14 protein-coding genes are annotated in these 16213 nt (G+C 70.7%); 5 read left to right on the plus strand and 9 right to left on the minus strand.

The features are described 5' to 3' along the window. The first annotated feature begins 92 nt into the window (after positions 1-92). Entirely contained in the window at positions 93-569 is a 477-nt protein-coding gene (locus ACIGXX_RS32945; RefSeq protein WP_383819236.1) for a hypothetical protein, read from the plus strand. 138 nt (positions 570-707) lie between these two features. Continuing rightward, positions 708-1235 carry a large conductance mechanosensitive channel protein MscL gene (mscL, locus tag ACIGXX_RS32950; RefSeq protein WP_399981146.1) on the plus strand — a complete coding sequence of 176 codons (528 nt, stop codon included), beginning with the start codon at positions 708-710 and terminating at the stop codon, positions 1233-1235. Between the two features lie 7 nt (positions 1236-1242). Here mscL and ACIGXX_RS32955 read toward each other — a convergent pair whose 3' ends face one another. The 4 genes from ACIGXX_RS32955 to ACIGXX_RS32970 form a co-directional block, all read right to left on the minus strand. Further along, complete coding sequence (locus tag ACIGXX_RS32955) at positions 1243-1470, minus strand: hypothetical protein (RefSeq protein ID WP_266865892.1); 228 nt, start codon at positions 1468-1470, stop codon at positions 1243-1245. Positions 1471-1507: 37 nt separating this feature from the next. Then, positions 1508-2335, minus strand: coding sequence for a pyruvate formate-lyase-activating protein (gene pflA, locus ACIGXX_RS32960; RefSeq protein ID WP_399981149.1), 828 nt, complete (start codon positions 2333-2335; stop codon positions 1508-1510). A gap of 129 nt (positions 2336-2464) precedes the next feature. Next, a complete protein-coding gene (gene pflB, locus ACIGXX_RS32965) occupies positions 2465-4723 on the minus strand; it encodes a formate C-acetyltransferase (protein ID WP_399981152.1) in 2259 nt (752 codons plus the stop codon). 303 nt (positions 4724-5026) lie between these two features. Then, positions 5027-6460, minus strand: a complete 1434-nt coding sequence (locus ACIGXX_RS32970) for a NarK family nitrate/nitrite MFS transporter (protein WP_399981155.1) — start codon at positions 6458-6460, stop codon at positions 5027-5029. 543 nt (positions 6461-7003) lie between these two features. Here ACIGXX_RS32970 and ACIGXX_RS32975 point away from each other — a divergent pair. The 3 genes from ACIGXX_RS32975 (at position 7004) to ACIGXX_RS32985 (ending at position 10611) form a co-directional block, all read left to right on the plus strand. Further along, a complete protein-coding gene (locus ACIGXX_RS32975) occupies positions 7004-8170 on the plus strand; it encodes a P1 family peptidase (protein WP_399981158.1) in 1167 nt (388 codons plus the stop codon). 259 nt (positions 8171-8429) lie between these two features. Then, positions 8430-9659 carry an Ig-like domain-containing protein gene (locus ACIGXX_RS32980; RefSeq protein ID WP_351162849.1) on the plus strand — a complete coding sequence of 410 codons (1230 nt, stop codon included), beginning with the start codon at positions 8430-8432 and terminating at the stop codon, positions 9657-9659. A gap of 160 nt (positions 9660-9819) precedes the next feature. Continuing rightward, positions 9820-10611, plus strand: coding sequence for a DUF6227 family protein (locus ACIGXX_RS32985; RefSeq protein WP_361466309.1), 792 nt, complete (start codon positions 9820-9822; stop codon positions 10609-10611). Positions 10612-10735: 124 nt separating this feature from the next. Here the strand turns inward: ACIGXX_RS32985 and ACIGXX_RS32990 are convergent, their stop codons facing one another. From ACIGXX_RS32990 to ACIGXX_RS33010, 5 genes are all read right to left on the minus strand, one after another. Beyond that, positions 10736-10993, minus strand: coding sequence for a hypothetical protein (locus ACIGXX_RS32990; protein WP_351162845.1), 258 nt, complete (start codon positions 10991-10993; stop codon positions 10736-10738). Positions 10994-11132: 139 nt separating this feature from the next. Then, positions 11133-13178, minus strand: a complete 2046-nt coding sequence (locus ACIGXX_RS32995) for a fructose-specific PTS transporter subunit EIIC (RefSeq protein WP_399981164.1) — start codon at positions 13176-13178, stop codon at positions 11133-11135. An 88-nt stretch (positions 13179-13266) separates the two neighbouring features. Beyond that, on the minus strand, positions 13267-14214 hold the full coding sequence (pfkB, locus tag ACIGXX_RS33000; RefSeq protein ID WP_351163258.1) for a 1-phosphofructokinase: 948 nt from the start codon (positions 14212-14214) through the stop codon (positions 13267-13269). A gap of 83 nt (positions 14215-14297) precedes the next feature. Then, complete coding sequence (locus tag ACIGXX_RS33005; protein ID WP_351162841.1) at positions 14298-15059, minus strand: DeoR/GlpR family DNA-binding transcription regulator; 762 nt, start codon at positions 15057-15059, stop codon at positions 14298-14300. 429 nt (positions 15060-15488) lie between these two features. Further along, complete coding sequence (locus ACIGXX_RS33010) at positions 15489-16166, minus strand: TetR/AcrR family transcriptional regulator (protein WP_383819218.1); 678 nt, start codon at positions 16164-16166, stop codon at positions 15489-15491. Positions 16167-16213 lie beyond the last annotated feature (47 nt).

Consider the following 16213-nt stretch of genomic DNA (forward strand, 5'->3'; position numbering starts at 1 on the left):
CCTCAGCTCTCTCGAACTCTCCGCAGGTGGTGGCCGTCGTGGCGCATGTTCCCCCAGACATCTCCTCCCCTTCTCCTCCCCCGCCGTGCCCCGTGCCGCATTTCTCCCCGGTGCGGGTGAGCGGCGGGCACCGCCGCCTGCGAAGGCTGCTGCGGCACAGACGGCGGGCCGTGGCCGCGGGGCTCGCGGTGACGGCGGCGGCGCTCGTGGCCGCCGGGCCGCGCGATGCCGAGCGGGCGTCGCCGCAGGGGCACCCGACGGCCGCCTCCCCCTCGCGGCAGCCGGACCGTGTCGCCCGCTGGGTGACGGCGCCCGTGCGGATCGCGGACGCGGAGACGGTGCGCCTGCTGCACCGGGGCGATCGGGTCGACGTCGTCGCCGCCGACGGCTCCGCTTCACGGGTGGTGGCTGCCGGGGCCAGGGTGACCGAGGTGCCCGAGCCCCGGGAGGGCGCGGCCGAAAGCGCCGCCGAAGCAGGGGCGTTGGTGGTCCTCTCCGTGCCGCGGGCGACGGCGGCACGGCTCGCCGGGGCCGGTGCGAGCATGCGCCTGGCGGTGACGCTGTGCTGATTCATGACGTGTGCAACTGCACTGACTTCCTGTCAAGTCGCTCATTCGAGCTACCCAATTGGACAGTCCTACCAGGGCCTGCCGTAGGTTGCGAAGCTGTCTGTTTCACAACCTGCACTTGCAACGAAGGGCCTTTTGGTGAGCGAGAAGAACGACCCGAGTCTCTGGGAGGGCTTCAAGGCCTTCCTGATGCGCGGCAATGTCATCGACCTGGCGGTCGCGGTGGTCATCGGAGCCGCGTTCACGAACATCGTGAACTCCGTGGTGAAGGGTGTCATCAACCCGCTGGTCGGCGCCTTCGGGACGAAGGATCTCGACCACTACAGCTCGTGCCTGAAGTCTCCGTGCCAGATGAACGACGCGGGGGAGGTCACCAGCGGCATCCCGATCATGTGGGGCACGGTCCTCAGCGCGACCCTCAGCTTCGTGATCACGGCGGCCGTCGTGTACTTCCTGATGGTGCTGCCCATGGCCAAGTACCTGGCGAGGCAGGCCGCGCGGAAGGCCGCCAAGGAGGGGACGCAGGAGGTCCTCGAACTGTCGGAGCTGGAGGTCCTCAAGGAGATCCGCGACGCCCTCGTGGCCCAGCAGCGCGGCACGGGCACGGGCCCGGGCTCGGCATCGGGGCCCGACGCGCCGCAGAGCCCTGGGCCCGACGGGCGGTAGAGCGGGCTCAGAGGTGGTGGGGCGGCTTCTCGTCGAGGAAGCGCGCCAGGTCGGCGGCGCTGTCGCCGCCGACCGGAGGCCGCTCGCCCCACCCGCGGTCCGTGTCGTCCGAAGACTGCTGCGACAGGGGGTCGTCGAAGACCAGGGCGCTCTTCGGCTTCTTCGGCGCCGTGGAGCCCTCCGGGGTCTCCGATTCCTTCGGATCGCGCGGTTCGGGGGCAGGGGCGGTGCTCATGTCTCCAGGGTACGTCCGTGGGGCGCCGCGGCGTCCGTCAGACGGCCAGCAGTCCCTGAGCTGCGAAGATCTCTTTGGCGGCGGCCACCTGTCCGGGGGTGGGCGAGGGGGTGTCGCGCAGGGTGAAGTCCTTGCCGAGGGCGTCCCACTTCGCCTCGCCCAGCTTGTGGAAGGGCAGCACGTCAACGCGCGAGACGTTGCCGAGCGAGGCGGCGAAGCGGGCGACGCCCGCGATGTTCTCCGGGTCGTCGGTCAGGCCGGGGACGAGGACGAAGCGCACCCAGACGTCCTTGCCCAGGTCGGCGAGGCGGTGGGCGAAGTCGACGGTGGGCCGCAGGGGGCGACCGGTGACCTTCTTGTACGTCTCGCGGTCCCAGGACTTGATGTCGAGGAGCACGAGGTCGACGTCGCGGAGCAGCGCGTCGGTGGCGCGCACGCCGAGGAAGCCGGACGTGTCGAGGGCGGTGTGCAGGCCCAGCTCGTGCTTGAGGCGGTGCAGCAGCTCGCCGGTGAAGACGGGCTGCAGGAGGGGTTCGCCGCCGCTGACCGTGGCCCCGCCGCCCGCCGCCGAGATGAACTTGGTGTACTTGGCGGCCTCCGTGATCACGTCGTCGGCGGTGGTCCGCTTGCCGTCGCGCATCCGCCAGGTGTCGGGGTTGTGGCAGTACAGGCAGGTCAGCGGGCAGCCCGAGAGGAACGTGACGAAGCGGGTGCCGGGACCGTCGACGCCGGTGGACAGGTCCCAGGAGTGGATGGACCCGGTGACGGGGCGCCGGGTGACCGCCGCCGCCGGGGTCTCCGGTGTCGCCGGATTCGCCGATGTCGCCGGATTCGCCGGTGTCGCCGTGTCGAGCAGGACAGCCATGGCAGAACTCCCGAACTACTGGCAGGACGTGGTGTTCGCGGCACCCGGAGCCGGAGTGAGGGTCCGGCTCCGGGGCCGCGGATCAGGGGTGGCTCGTGGGGAGCCGGTGGCTCAGCGAAAGCCGGTGGCTCAGAGCGAGCCGTGGAAGGTGCGGTTGATGACGTCGAGCTGCTGGTCGCGGGTCAGGCGGATGAAGTTGACCGCGTAGCCCGAGACCCGGATGGTCAGCTGCGGGTAGTTCTCCGGGTGCTCCATGGCGTCCTCCAGGGTCGCCTTGTCGAGGACGTTGACGTTCATGTGGAAGCCGTCGCTGGCCATGAAGCCGTCGAGGACTCCGGAGAGGTTCTGGATCCGCTCGCCGGGGGTGCGGCCCAGGGCGTCCGGCGTGATGGTGTTGGTGAGCGAGATGCCGTCCTCGGCGTCGTCGTAGTCGAGCTTGGCGACCGAGAGCGCCGAGGCGATGTAGCCGTGCTCGTCACGGCCGTTCATCGGGTTGGCGCCGGGGGCGAACGGCTCGCCCGCGCGGCGGCCGTCGGGGGTGTTGCCGGTCTTCTTGCCGTAGACGACGTTCGAGGTGATCGTCAGGACGGACTGGGTGTGCACGGCGTTGCGGTAGGTCGGGTGCTGCCTGATCTTGCCCATGAAGTCCGAGACGATCCGCTGGGCGATGTGGTCGGCCCGCTCGTCGTTGTTGCCGTAGGCGGGGTAGTCGCCCTCGATCTCGTAGTCGACGGCCAGGCCCGTCTCGTCACGGACGACCTTGACCTTGGCGTGCTTGATGGCCGAGAGCGAGTCGGCGGCGACCGAGAGGCCCGCGATGCCGCACGCCATCGTGCGCAGGATCTCCTGGTCGTGCAGCGCCATCTCGATGCGCTCGTAGGCGTACTTGTCGTGCATGTAGTGGATGACGTTCAGCGCGTGGACGTACGTCTTGCCGAGCCAGCCGAGCATCGCGTCGTAGCGCTCGGCGACGGTGTCGTAGTCGAGGTAGTCGCCCTCGATGGGCTCGAAGCCCTCGACGACGCGCTTGCCGGTCTTCTCGTCGCGGCCGCCGTTGATCGCGTAGAGCAGGGCCTTGGCGACGTTGACGCGGGCTCCGAAGAACTGCATCTGCTTGCCGACGGCCATCGCGGAGACGCAGCAGGCGATCGCGGTGTCGTCGCCGTACTTGGGGCGCATCAGGTCGTCGGACTCGAACTGGATGGCCGAGGTGTCGATGGCGACCTTGGCGGCGAAGTCCTTGAAGCCCTTGGGCAGTTCCCGCGCCCAGAAGACGGTGAGGTTCGGCTCGGGGGCCGGGCCCAGGTTGTAGAGGGTCTGCAGGGCACGGAACGTGGTGCGGGAGACCAGCGGGCGGCCGTCCTCGCCGATGCCGGCCATCGACCAGGTGACCCAGGTCGGGTCGCCGGAGAAGCCTTCGTTGTACTCGGGGGTGCGCAGGAAGCGGACGATGCGGAGCTTGATGACGAAGTCGTCGATGTACTCCTGGGCCTGGGCCTCGGTGATGCGGCCGGACTCGATGTCGCGCTGGAGGTAGATGTCGAGGAAGTTGTCGATGCGGCCGATCGACATGGCCGCGCCGTTCTGCTCCTTCACGGCGGCCAGGTAGGCGAAGTACAGCCACTGGACGGCCTCGCGGCCGGTGGTGGCGGGCGCCGAGATGTCGTAGCCGTACGACATCGCCATGGCCTTCAGTTCGCCCAGGGCCTTGATCTGCTCGGAGGTCTCCTCGCGGGCGCGGATGACGTCCTCGGTGGCCCACTCCTCGCCGAGGACCGCCTTGCCCGCCTCCTTCTCGGCGATGAGGCGGTCGACTCCGTAGAGGGCGACGCGGCGGTAGTCGCCGATGATGCGGCCCCGGCCGTAGGCGTCGGGCAGGCCGGTGATGATGCCGGAGGAGCGGCAGGCGCGGATCTCGGGCGTGTAGGCGTCGAAGACACCTTCGTTGTGGGTCTTGCGGAGGTGCGTGTAGACCTCCTTGACCTCGGGGTCGGCCTCGTAGCCGTAGGCGTTGAGTGCGCTCTCGACCATGCGCCAGCCGCCGTTGGGCATGATGGCGCGGCGCAGCGGGGCGTCGGTCTGCAGGCCGACGATGAGGTCGCGGTCGTCGTCGATGTAGCCGGGCTTGAAGGCGTCGATGCGGGAGGGGGTCTTCACGTCGACGTCGTAGATGCCGCGTTCGTTCTCCGCCGGGAACATCGCCAGGAGCTTCTGCCAGACCTGGGTGGTGCGTTCGGTCGCGCCGGCCAGGAAGGAGTCGTCGCCCTCGTACGGGGTGTAGTTCTGCTGCACGAAGTCGCGGACGTCGATGGCATCGCGCCACAGACCGCCCTTGAAGCCGTCCCATGCCTCGCCGTGCACTGTCGTTTCCGCGGGAGTGGCAGTCATCGCCGGCACCTTCCGAGTCGCCTTTTCGCTATGCGTCCATTGCACTCCGGTTCGATCGTCCAGCGGCTCCGCAATGGTCCCCACTTCCGGGCCCGAGGTCCCCTCTCTCCGCTCCCCCGGCTCAACTCACCCACCCTGACCTGCTGTTTTCATCGGGACTTTGGACCTAAGTTCGCTTGTGAACACATTCACAAGAATTTCCCGGACATCTCGTGGTACGGGATGTCGTCGCATGGATTCAGGGCATGCGAAGGGGCCGGGTGCTCCCACACCCGGCCCGCTCCGCCGACGCCGCTCAAGGCGTCAGCTCGGGGACTCCGCGCCCTTGCGGGCGTAGAACCACCAGCAGACCGCGATACAGCTGACGTAGAAGGCCACGAAGCCCCACATCGCGCTGGTCACCGCGAAGTTGGCGAACATCGCGGGGATGAAGAAGAAGCCGTACGCCGCGATGGCGGAGGTGAAGCCGGTGACGGCGCCCGCCTCCATCTCGGACTGCTTCAGCGCCTTCGTGTAGGCGGGCGTGCCTTCCGTCAGGCCCTTCAGGTGCTGGGCGCGGAAGATCACCGGGATCTGGCGGAACGTCGAGCCGTTGCCGATGCCCGAGAAGAAGAACGCGAACAGGAAGCAGACGAGGAAGCCCCAGAAGTTGCCGCTGTCGCCGCCGGAGGGCAGGAAGTTGATGACGCCGATGATCGAGAGCGCCATGCCGACGAACGAGATGATGGTGACCCTGGCGCCGCCGATCTTGTCGGCGATCCAGCCGCCTGCCCAGCGGGCGAGCGCGCCCACGGCCGGGCCCATCCAGGCGTAGGTGGCCGCGGAGTAGGCCGCGTCGATCGGTGTGAAGGTGGTCTTGATGAGCATCGGCAGAGCCGCCGCGAAGCCGATGAAGGACCCGAATGTGCCGACGTAGAGCCAGGTCATCAGCCAGTTGTGCTTGCGCTTGAAGATGATCTTCTGCTGGCTGAAGGGGGTCGACGCGACCTTCAGGTCGTTCTGGCCGAACCACGCGACGGCGGCAAGGACCACCAGGACCGGCACCCACAGGAACGCGGCGTTCTGCAGCCACACGGGAGTGCCGTCGGCCTTGTGCTGGGCCGAGCCGACCGCGAGGACCGAGCTGGTGATGACGATCGGGGTGACCAGCTGGACGACGGAGACACCGAGGTTGCCGAGCCCGCCGTTGATGCCGGTGGCGTTGCCCTTGTCGCGCTTGGGGAAGAAGAAGCCGATGTTGGCGAGGGACGAGGCGAAGTTCGCGCCGCCGACACCGCACAGGGCCGCGATGGCGACCATCACGCCGTACGAGGTGTTCGGGTCCTGGACCGCGATGCCCAGCCAGATCAGCGGGATGACCAGGACGATCGTGGAGAGCGCGGTGAAGCGGCGCTGGCCGATCATCGGGCCGAGGAAGGTGTAGAAGACGCGCGCCGTGCCGCCGGTGATGCCGGGGATCGCCGTCAGCCAGAACAGCTGCGAGGTGGAGAAGCCGAAGCCGACGTCCTTGAGGTTGGTCGCGGTGACCGACCACACCTGCCAGACGACGAACGCGACCAGGAGTGCGGGGACGGCGATCCACAGGTTGCGGGAGGCGACCTTCTTGCCGATGGACTTCCAGAAGAGTTCGTTCTCCGGCTCCCAGTCGGTGATGGTCCTGCCTGGGCGGTACTGCGCCGGGTCGTACGTCGCGTCCGTGGGTGCGGTCCGCGCTTCGTGGGTGGCAGGCGATCTCATGTTGGTTCCCAGTTCGCTACCGGTCCCGTCCTTGCTCCGGGGCCTGACGCTTCCACGTTCCCGTGCGCGGCTCTCCGGGAGCAGAGGCGTAGGGCATGCTCCGACCAGCCCAAAGGCACCAAGGTCAGGGGGTCTTCGGACCTCGTGGGCCGGGGTGCGCGAGCGGCCTCGGCCGCCCGCCGTGCGGCGGCCGGGTGTCACCGCCGACGCGCTGCCGGGTGTCACGTCCAGGGCCCGCCGACGCGCTGGGCGCCGCAGCCCGATCCGGCGGACGCCTGCTGCTGTGCCGGGGATCATGACGTCCGCACCGGCCCCCGGGCCGCCACCAGCACCAGCCCCACGTCGCGCACCCGCCGTTCTGCGGGCCCCTTCGCGGGCCCCTTCGCGGGTGTGGGCGAGGGAGCGGGCTCGGGCTCGGGCGCGGGCGCGGGAACTCGTGGCGACGGCCACCGGCGCGACCCGCTCGACCCGCTCGACGCTTACCAGCCGGATGGCACGCCGGGAGACGGCCGCGTAACTCCCCCGCGTGATACGCAAGTCGGCATGGCTTCCTCCCCTTCCCCCGGCTCTCCCGACTCCCTCGATTCCCCCAGCTCCCCCAGTCCCCTCAACTCCCTCGACTCCCTCAACTCCCTCAACTCCCTCACCGACGTCCCCGGGCTTCGCGTAGGCCATGCCACTCGTACCGCCCCCGCCCACGAGGGCCACCTCACCGGCACCACCGTGGTGCTCGCCCCGGTGGGCGGCGCCGTCGCGGCCGTGGACGTGCGGGGCGGTGGCCCCGGCACCCGGGAGACGGACGCGCTCGACCCCCGCAATCTGGTCCAGCGCGTGGAGGCCGTCGTCCTGACCGGCGGCAGCGCGTACGGCCTGGACGCCGCCGCCGGTGTGATGGCGTGGCTCGAGGAGCAGGGCCGCGGTGTGCGGGTCGGCCCCGATCCCTCCCACGTCGTCCCCGTGGTCCCGGCCGCCTGCGTCTTCGACCTCGGCCGCGGCGGCGACTTCACGGCGCGCCCCGACGCCGCGACGGGCCGCGCCGCCGTGGAGGCCGCCGCGGGCACCGAACCGTTCACGCCGGTGGAGGAGGGGAACGTGGGCGCGGGCACCGGCGCCGTGGTCGGCAAGGTCAAGGGCGGTATCGGCAGCGCGAGCGTCCGGCTGGAATCGGGCGTCACGGTCGCCGCCCTGGTCGTGGCGAACGCGGCGGGCGCCGGGGTCGATCCGGCGACGGGCGCGCTGTACGGGCGGTACTTCGAGGGGCGGCGCATGGAGTACCCCACCCCCGAGGCGCACGAGGAGGCCACGCGCCGCCTCGCCGAAGCCGCCGCCTCCGGCAGGAGCGGGCCTCCCCCGCTGAACACCACCCTCGCCGTGGTCGCCACCGACGCCGAACTCACCAAGGCCCAGGCGCAGAAGCTGGCCGGCACGTCGCACGACGGCATGGCGCGCGCCGTGCGCCCCGTCCACCTCCTCAACGACGGGGACACCGTCTTCGCCCTCGCGACCGGCGAGCGCCCCCTGCCGGGAGCCGAGCAGAGCCCGCTCGCCCTGAACGAGATCCTCGCGGCGGGCGCGGACATGGTGACGGCGGCGATCGTCCGGGCGCTCCTGGCCGCGGAGTCCGTGGAGACACCGGGCGGCAAGTTCCCCTCGTACCGCGACCTTTACGGCAACCAGGCGGCGGCCGCGGCCGCCGCCGAAGCCGAATAGCCCCGGCCACCCCGCTTCCGCTCCCCCTCCCCCCTTCTGCCCCCTCCGCCCTCCTCCGCCCCCTCCACCCCTCAGGAACACCAAAGCATCACCTAAGGGAATTCCAAGAAAGAAACGCTACAAATGACCGCATAGAGAGGCCCGTTGGGCGCCGACGGGCCATGTCTCTGTGCCCGCCCTCACACCAAGCGGACGGAACCTTTCCGCCCGCAGGCGGCTCTTAACCCGTACTGGATCAGAACGCGCACTTCGCACAAAGATGGAGCAGCCCGTGACAACGTCGCACATAGCCAAGCCCCGGCGGCGCACCCTTCTGGCGGCCACCGCGCTGGCAGCCGTGGGCGCGCTCTCCCTGACGGCCTGCGGCGGCGACTCGGACGGCTCGAGCGACGGCAAGGACGGCAAGCCCAAGACCCAGGGCGCCGACATCACCATCTCGGCCAAGGACGGCTCGACCGGCGCGTCCATCAACGCCACCGGCGTCAAGGTCGAGGGCGGCAAGCTGACCGACGTGAAGATGACCCTGGTCTCCACCGGGGCGGCGGTCGACGGCACGCTCGCCGCCGACGGCACCAGCTGGAAGCCCAAGGCCCAGCTGGAGCGCGGCATGAAGTACAAGATCGAGGCCAACGCCAAGGACACCAAGGGCAAGGAAGCGACCGAGAACTCGATCTTCACCACCGTCTCGAAGGACAACAGCTTCATCGGCAGTTACACCCCCGACGGCGGCACGAAGGTCGGCGTCGGCATGCCGGTCTCCTTCAACTTCGACAAGGCGATCACCGAGAAGCAGTCCGTCCAGTCGCACATCAAGGTCACCTCGGACAGCGGCCAGAAGGTCGTGGGCCACTGGTTCGGCGATCAGCGCCTCGACTTCAGGCCCGAGGAGTACTGGAAGGCCGGCTCCAAGGTCACCATGAAGATCTCCCTGGAGGGCGTGAAGGGCGCGGACGGCGCCACCGGCGTACAGAACAAGACGGTCACCTTCACCGTCGGCCGCGCGCAGGTGTCCACGGTCGACGTGAAGGCCAAGACGATGACGGTCGAGCGGGACGGCAAGGTCGTCAAGACCATCCCGATCTCCGCGGGCAGCCCGGCGAACCCCACGTACAACGGGAAAATGGTGATCTCCGAGAAGTTCACCCAGACCCGGATGAACGGCGACACGGTCGGCTTCGGCGGTGAGTACGACATCAAGGACGTCCCGCACGCGATGCGCCTGTCGTCCTCAGGCACCTTCATCCACGGCAACTACTGGGGCTCGCCCTCGATCTTCGGCAGCTCCAACACCAGCCACGGCTGTGTCGGCCTCCAGGACGCGCAGGGCGCGGGCGACTCCAGCACGCCGGGCGCGTGGTTCTACGACAACTCCCTCATCGGGGACATCGTGACCGTCAAGGGCTCCCCGGACGAGACGATCGCCCCGGACAACGGCCTCAATGGCTGGAACATGTCCTGGAGCCAGTGGACGGCGGGCAGCGCGGGCTGATTCCAGCCCCCGCGCCAAGCCTCTCACCAGGCCCAACACCGCGAGCCGCACGGGAACTTGCCGTGCGGCTCGTACGTTTTCCCGTTCCCGGACATGATGTCCGACGCAGGGGCTACGGTATGCACTCACAAGGTGACATGCAGCAACGCCGGGAGAAACCTTGAGCGTTCCGTACGAGTACGAGACGGCGTACGAGCCACAGTCGGCCGAGCAGGAGTCTTCGCACTCTCCGCAGGAGCATCTGGAGCGGCTTCTTCGCCGCGCCCTGAACTCCTTCGACCTGCCGGACGAGACGATAGGGCGCCTGGACTCAGCTCTCGCGTACGACAGTTCGCTGCACTCCGCGCACCACAGCGCGGGCCTGCACCGCGAGACGTACCGGCACACGTGGCTGCTCGCCGACGCCGGGTCACTCACCCTCTGGGAGCTCGTGCACAACACGGGCCCCGGCAGCCACGCCCAGCACGAGCTGTACGCGGACGAGGAAGAGGCCGGTGTCGCCACCTCGCGCCTGCCGCTGCCGCCCGACACCCCCGCCACCGCCTGCGACCAGCCCGTCGTGCTCCAGCTCTCGGTCGCCGACGAGCCCCGTCATACGTACGTCCCGGACGACTCGGCGGATCACGCGCGCCGGCTGCTGCGCCGCGCGGAGAACTCGGTGAGCGAGGGGCGGCCCGCCGAGGACATCGAGCGGTTACTGCGCTCGGCGTTCGCGCACCAGATCACGCAGGCCTTCGGCCGCCCCTGCCTGGCGGGCGAGGCACGCCTCTGCTTCTCGCTCTACGAACACGCGTTCCTGCTCTTCGACGGCAGCGAGCTCAGCCTCTGGGAGGTCGAGCACACGGTCACGCCCGACAAGCGCCACAGGTGCGAGGTGTACGTCTCCGAGGAGGCGGCACGCGCGGCGATGGAGCAGCGCGCGAGGAGCGTTCCGCAGCAGCGTACGAAGTAGGGCAGCGCACACAGCAGGGGGCGGCACGCAGGGGCGGCACCCAACCTCACAACCGGCCGTCAGAAGCGTCCGTCACGACCGGCCGCCAGAAGCATCCGTCACGACCGGCCGTCAGAAGCATCCGTCAGGACCGGCCGTCTCCGCCGAACTGCCGTACGAGGCCCGCGAAGGCGGCTCGCTCGTCCGGCGTCAGTTCGACCGTCTCCGCGCGCGGCGGGCCCGTCTGCGCGGGCAGCGCCCGCAGCGCCTGGGACTGACGCCAGACGTCCACGTCGGCCTGGTCGCGACGCAGTACCCGCACCAGGCCCACGGCCCAGACGGCGGTCGCCACGGCCAGTACGGCCACGCCTGCCTGCTGGAGGAACGAGACATTCTGGAGCATGCCGCTCAGTAGACAACACGATCCAGGGCTTACGACAGGGGGTTGTGGGACTTACGTCCTGAAGTGACGCATGTCGCACAACCCCCCTCATAGAGCCCGAACGGCCCGGACCCGCGGAACCGGGCCCACGGAACCGGGCTCAGACGGCCGCCGGAACCTTCTTCTCGGGCGCGCCCGCCTCGGCCTCCGCACCGCTCTCTGCGGGGTTCGTCTTCCGGCCGCCCTTGAGCAGGATGACCGTCACGGTCGAGACAGCGACACCGGCGGCGATCGCCACCAGGTACAGCAGCGGCTGCCCGATGAGCGGCACCACGAAGATGCCGCCGTGCGGGGCCCGCAGCGTGCAGCCGAACGCCATCGACAGGGCGCCGGTGACCGCGCCGCCCGCCATCGAGGCGGGGATCACCCGCAGCGGGTCGGCCGCGGCGAACGGGATCGCGCCCTCCGTGATGAAGGAGGCGCCGAGGAACCAGGCCGCCTTGCCGTTCTCACGCTCGGTCTTGGTGAAGAGCCGGCCGCGGACCGTGGTGGCCAGGGCCATGGCGAGCGGCGGGACCATGCCGGCCGCCATCACCGCGGCCATGACCTTGAAACTGCCGTCGGTCGGGTTGGCGAGGCCGCCGACGGCGAAGGCGTACGCGACCTTGTTCAGCGGACCGCCGAGGTCGAAGCACATCATCAGGCCGAGGATGACGCCCAGGATGATGGCGTTGGCGCCGGACAGGCCCTCCAGCCAGTCGGTGAGCGCGCTCTGGAGCTCCGCGATGGGCTTTCCGATGACGAGGAACATCAGGAAGCCGACGACCGCGGACGAGATCAGTGGGATCACGACCACGGGCATGATGCCGCGAAGGACGGACGGGATCCGCACGCGCTGGATGCCCATCACGACCGCACCCGCGATCAGACCCGCCGCGAGACCGCCGAGGAAGCCCGCGTTGATGGTGACGGCGACGGAGCCGCCGACGAACCCGGGCACGAGCCCTGGCCGGTCGGCCATTCCGTACGCGATGTAGCCCGCGAGGACCGGCACCAAAAAGGCGAAGGCGAGCCCGCCGATCTGGAAGAGGAGCGCGGCCCAGCTGGTGGTGTCCGTCCACACGAAGTGCTCGGCGACGGACGGGGCCTTGTCGATCTTCCAGCCGCCGATGGCGAAGCCGAGCGCGATGAGGAGGCCGCCCGCCGCGACGAACGGGACCATGTAACTGACGCCGGACATCAGCCACTTGCGCAGCTTGGTGCCGTAGCCGTCGCCGCTGTCCCCGGCGTTGTCCACGGGGCTCGGCCCGACGTCCGCGGTGGTCTCGCCGCGGGCCGCCTTCGCCCGGACCTCCGCGATGAGCTCGGCGGGCCTGCTGATGCCCGCCTTCACGCCCACGTCCACCGTGGGCTTGCCGGCGAAACGGTCCTTGTCCCGTACGGGGACGTCGTGCGCGAAGACGACGCCGTCGGCGGCCGCGACGACCGCCGGGTCGAGGCGGGTGAACCCCGCCGACCCCTGGGTCTCGACCGTGATCTCCACGCCTGCCTCGCGGGCGGCGTTCTCCAGGGACTCGGCTGCCATGTACGTGTGCGCGATGCCCGTGGGGCAGGAGGTGACCGCCACGATCCGGAACGGCTCCACCGGGGTGGGGCCATCTTCCGACCGCGGTTCGGTGGGGTCCTCTTCCGCCTGCGGGTCGGTCGGTTCCTCTTCCGCCTGCGGGTCGGTCGGTTCCTCCGCCGCACCGCGCGCGACGGGCTCCCCGCTGATCAGGGCGGCCGCGGACTCCGCGTCCGTCGCACCCCGCAGCGCGCTCGTGAACTCCTCGTCCATCAACTGCCGTGCCAGCGACGACAGGATGGTCAGGTGCGCGTCGTCGGCCCCGGCAGGGGCGGCGATCAGGAAGATGAGATCGGCGGGCCCGTCCGGCGCCCCGAAGTCGATGCCGTCGGCCGAGCGGCCGAAGGCGAGGGTCGGCTCGGTGACATGGGCGCTGCGGCAGTGCGGGATGCCGATGCCGCCGTCGAGACCGGTCGGCATCTGTGCCTCGCGGGCCGCCACGTCGGCGAGGAACCCCTCCAGATCGGTCACCCGGCCCAGGGCGACCATGCGCTCGGCGAGGGCACGGGCCGCCGCTTCCTTGGTTCCGGCGGACCGGTCGATTTCGAGGTCGACCAGTTCCGCGGTGATCATCTCGCTCATCGCGGGCTCCTTCGCACGCGTATCGCCCGGAGGGCGGGGGTGGGGACGGGGGTTGAGGTGGAGCTCGCGCCCTTGCGGGCGTGGGGAGTCATGCGGCCGGCTCCGTCAGTACGCGGTCCATCGGAACCTGTGAGGTGACGGTGACCGCGTCGGGTGCGAGGTCGGAGGGGGTGGGCATGGCGCTGCCGGGGAGTTGCACCGCCGCCGCGCCGTGCGCCACGGCCGAGGCGAGGGCGGTCGCGCCGGTGCCGCCCGCGATGAGGAAACCGGCCAGGGAGGAGTCACCGGCTCCTACGTTGCTGCGTACGGCGTCGACCGGTGCGCTGCCGAAGTACGTACCCGATCCGTCCACCAGGAGCTGGCCGTCCGCGCCGAGGCTGGCGAGCACGGCCCGCGCGCCCGACTCCCGCAGTTCTTCGGCCGCCTTGACCGCGTCGCCGACGGTGGCCAGGGGGCGGCCCACCGCTTCGGCGAGCTCCTCCGCGTTGGGCTTGACGACGTCGGGACGCTCGGCGAGCGCGGCGAGGAGCGCCGGGCCGGAGGTGTCGAGGGCGATACGGGCGCCCGCGGCGTGCGCGCGGGCCACGAGGTCGGCGTACCAGGAGGGGGCGAGCCCGCGCGGCAGGCTGCCGCAGCAGGCGATCCAGTCGGCGCCCGCGGACCGCTCCCGCACGGCTCCGAGCAGCAACTCGGCCTCGGCCGACGTCAGTTCGGGTCCGGTCGCGTTGATCTTGGTGAGGGTGCCGTCCGGTTCGGCCACCGCGATGTTGGAGCGGGTCTGGCCCGCGACCCACACCGGCGCGACCTTGATGCCCTGCTCGTCCAGGAGCTGGGCGACGAGCGCGCCGGGCGCGCCGCCGAGGGGCAGGACGGCGAGCGTCTCCGCGCCCGCCGCGGCGACGGCCCTCGATACGTTGACGCCCTTGCCGCCCGGGTCCATCCGGTCGCCGGTGGCCCGGATGACCTCGCCGCGGTCCAGCGAGGGAACCTCGTAGGTGCGGTCGAGGGAGGGGTTGGGGGTGACGGTGAGGATCATGCGCGTACGTACCGTTTCCTTGCCGGCCTGCGGGCTGTTCTTGCTGCTGCTGTCCACGTTCGTGTCCGTGCCGCTCATGCCGCTCATGCCCGGATCACCTCCGTGCCGCCGCCCTCGATGGCCGTGGCGTCCTCGGGACTGAGCCCGGTGTCGGTGATCAGCAGATCCACGTCGGTCAGATCGCCGAAGCGCGCGAAGTGCTCCTGGCCGTGCTTGGTGGAGTCCGCGAGGAGCACCACGCGGCGGGCCGCGCCGATCGCCGCGCGCTTGACGGCCGCTTCGGCGAGGTCGGGGGTGGTGAGCCCGCCCTCCGCGGAGAAGCCGTTCGCGGCGACGAACAGCACGTCGGCGCGGATCTCTCCGTACGCCCGCAGCGCCCACGCGTCGACGGCGGCGCGCGTACGGCTGCGGACGCGGCCCCCGATCAGGTGGAGCTGGATGCCGGGGTGGTCGGCGAGGCGGGCCGCGGTGGGGAGGCCGTGGGTGACGACCGTGAAGGTCGCCTCCAGGGGGAGGGACGCGGCGAGGCGGGCGACGGTGGAGCCCGCGTCGAGGATGACGCTGCCTTCCGTCGGGAGCTCGGCGAGGGCGGCGCGGGCGATGCGGTCCTTCTCGTCGGCGGCCGTTCCCTCCCGCTCGGCGAGGTCGGGCTCGAAGTCGAGGCGTCCGGCCGGTATGGCACCGCCGTGTACGCGGCGCACGAGACCTGCCCGGTCGAGGGCCTTCAGGTCACGCCGAACGGTCTCGGCGGTGACCTTGAACTCCTCGGCCAGCGACAGCACGTCCACCCGGCCGCCGTCACGCGCGAGCCGCAGGATCTCCTGCTGGCGCTCCGCTGCGTACATGTCCGTTCGCCTCCGAGTTGTGCCCGAGCGTGTGGTTTCACTCGCAGAGTACGTCCAGATTTCAGCGAAGTAAACAAGTTCGGACCCCCACCAGACACAAACGGACTTCCGCCCCGCCACCACTGGGCCCTACGACTTCCCCCCGCAGGGACCTCTCCCACCCACCCGATTGCCCCGCGGGGCAGAGGTTGGCAGGCGGGGGGGACAGGGCCCGCCCCATCCCCCACACACCCGCAGTCGGCGACGCTCGGGAGGGGACGGGTCGGTATGTCCGCCCGGAGCACGGCTCGCGGCGCTCCGGCGCCGAAGCACCTAGGCGGCGACCGGACGATAGCGAGGACGGACATACCGGCCCGGCACCGCACCCACAGCCAACCACCCCGCAACACGCACGCGCCCGCAGTCGGCGACGAACCCCGAGGGGCGGACCTACGGCCAGGTGAAGCCGTCCAGGGTCGTGATGCAGTGGTCCGCCAGCGCCGCGGGACCGCCCCCGCCACCGGCCGGGGCGTCGCCCGACGCCCACGTCTCCACCGCCACCCGCACCGCCGCACTCGCGACCCCCGCCGCCAGCCGCAGCTCCAGAGAGGGCTCCCGCTCGGCGCCACCTTCCCGCGCGGCGCCGCCTTCCCGCTCGGCCAGGATGGCGAGCAGCGTCTTCTCCGAGGCGTGACAGGCGTCCGACCACACCGCGCGCAGCGCAGCACTCTCCCCCGCCATCCGCAGCAGCCCCCGCACCCACTCCAGCGCCTCCGCGTCCCCGATGGCGACCCCCGGCGCCGCATCGCTGTCAGGGACCAGCGCCCTCGCCGCCGCGTACCGCAGCGCTTCCCGCACCGAGAGCCCGGCAGGCGCACCCCGCACCGCCTCCGCCCACTGCTGCGCCCCGGCCGCGAAGAGCGGGGCCACCGCCTCCTCCTTCGTCGCGAAGTAGCGGTAGAACGTGCGCGGCGCGACACCCGCCGCGCGCGCGATGTCCTCGGCGCGGGTGGCCCGCAGCCCGTTCTCGGCGAAGAGCGCGGCCGCGGTGCGGGCGATGTCCAGGCGCGTCTCCGCCTTGCGGCGCTCGGTGAGCGAATCGGGCGAGTTGAGCGAACTTGCGGGCATGCGAGGCAGGTTATGCCAGCGCTCCAGGCAGGCGGACGGGCACTCCT

The organism is Streptomyces sp. NPDC055243 (assembly GCF_044544025.1).
Classification (GTDB): domain Bacteria; phylum Actinomycetota; class Actinomycetes; order Streptomycetales; family Streptomycetaceae; genus Streptomyces.

Coding starts and splice junctions, on each gene's coding strand:
- ACIGXX_RS32955 (WP_266865892.1), bottom strand. CDS start 1,470: ATGAGCACCGCCCCTGCCCCCGAACCGCGCGATCCGAAGGAATCGGAG.
- pflA (WP_399981149.1), bottom strand. CDS start 2,335: ATGGCTGTCCTGCTCGACACGGCGACACCGGCGAATCCGGCGACATCG.
- pflB (WP_399981152.1), bottom strand. CDS start 4,723: ATGACTGCCACTCCCGCGGAAACGACAGTGCACGGCGAGGCATGGGAC.
- ACIGXX_RS32970 (WP_399981155.1), bottom strand. CDS start 6,460: ATGAGATCGCCTGCCACCCACGAAGCGCGGACCGCACCCACGGACGCG.
- ACIGXX_RS32975 (WP_399981158.1), top strand. CDS start 7,004: ATGGCTTCCTCCCCTTCCCCCGGCTCTCCCGACTCCCTCGATTCCCCC.
- ACIGXX_RS32980 (WP_351162849.1), top strand. CDS start 8,430: ATGGAGCAGCCCGTGACAACGTCGCACATAGCCAAGCCCCGGCGGCGC.
- ACIGXX_RS32990 (WP_351162845.1), bottom strand. CDS start 10,993: ATGCTCCAGAATGTCTCGTTCCTCCAGCAGGCAGGCGTGGCCGTACTG.
- ACIGXX_RS32995 (WP_399981164.1), bottom strand. CDS start 13,178: ATGAGCGAGATGATCACCGCGGAACTGGTCGACCTCGAAATCGACCGG.
- pfkB (WP_351163258.1), bottom strand. CDS start 14,214: ATGATCCTCACCGTCACCCCCAACCCCTCCCTCGACCGCACCTACGAG.
- ACIGXX_RS33005 (WP_351162841.1), bottom strand. CDS start 15,059: ATGTACGCAGCGGAGCGCCAGCAGGAGATCCTGCGGCTCGCGCGTGAC.
- ACIGXX_RS33010 (WP_383819218.1), bottom strand. CDS start 16,166: ATGCCCGCAAGTTCGCTCAACTCGCCCGATTCGCTCACCGAGCGCCGC.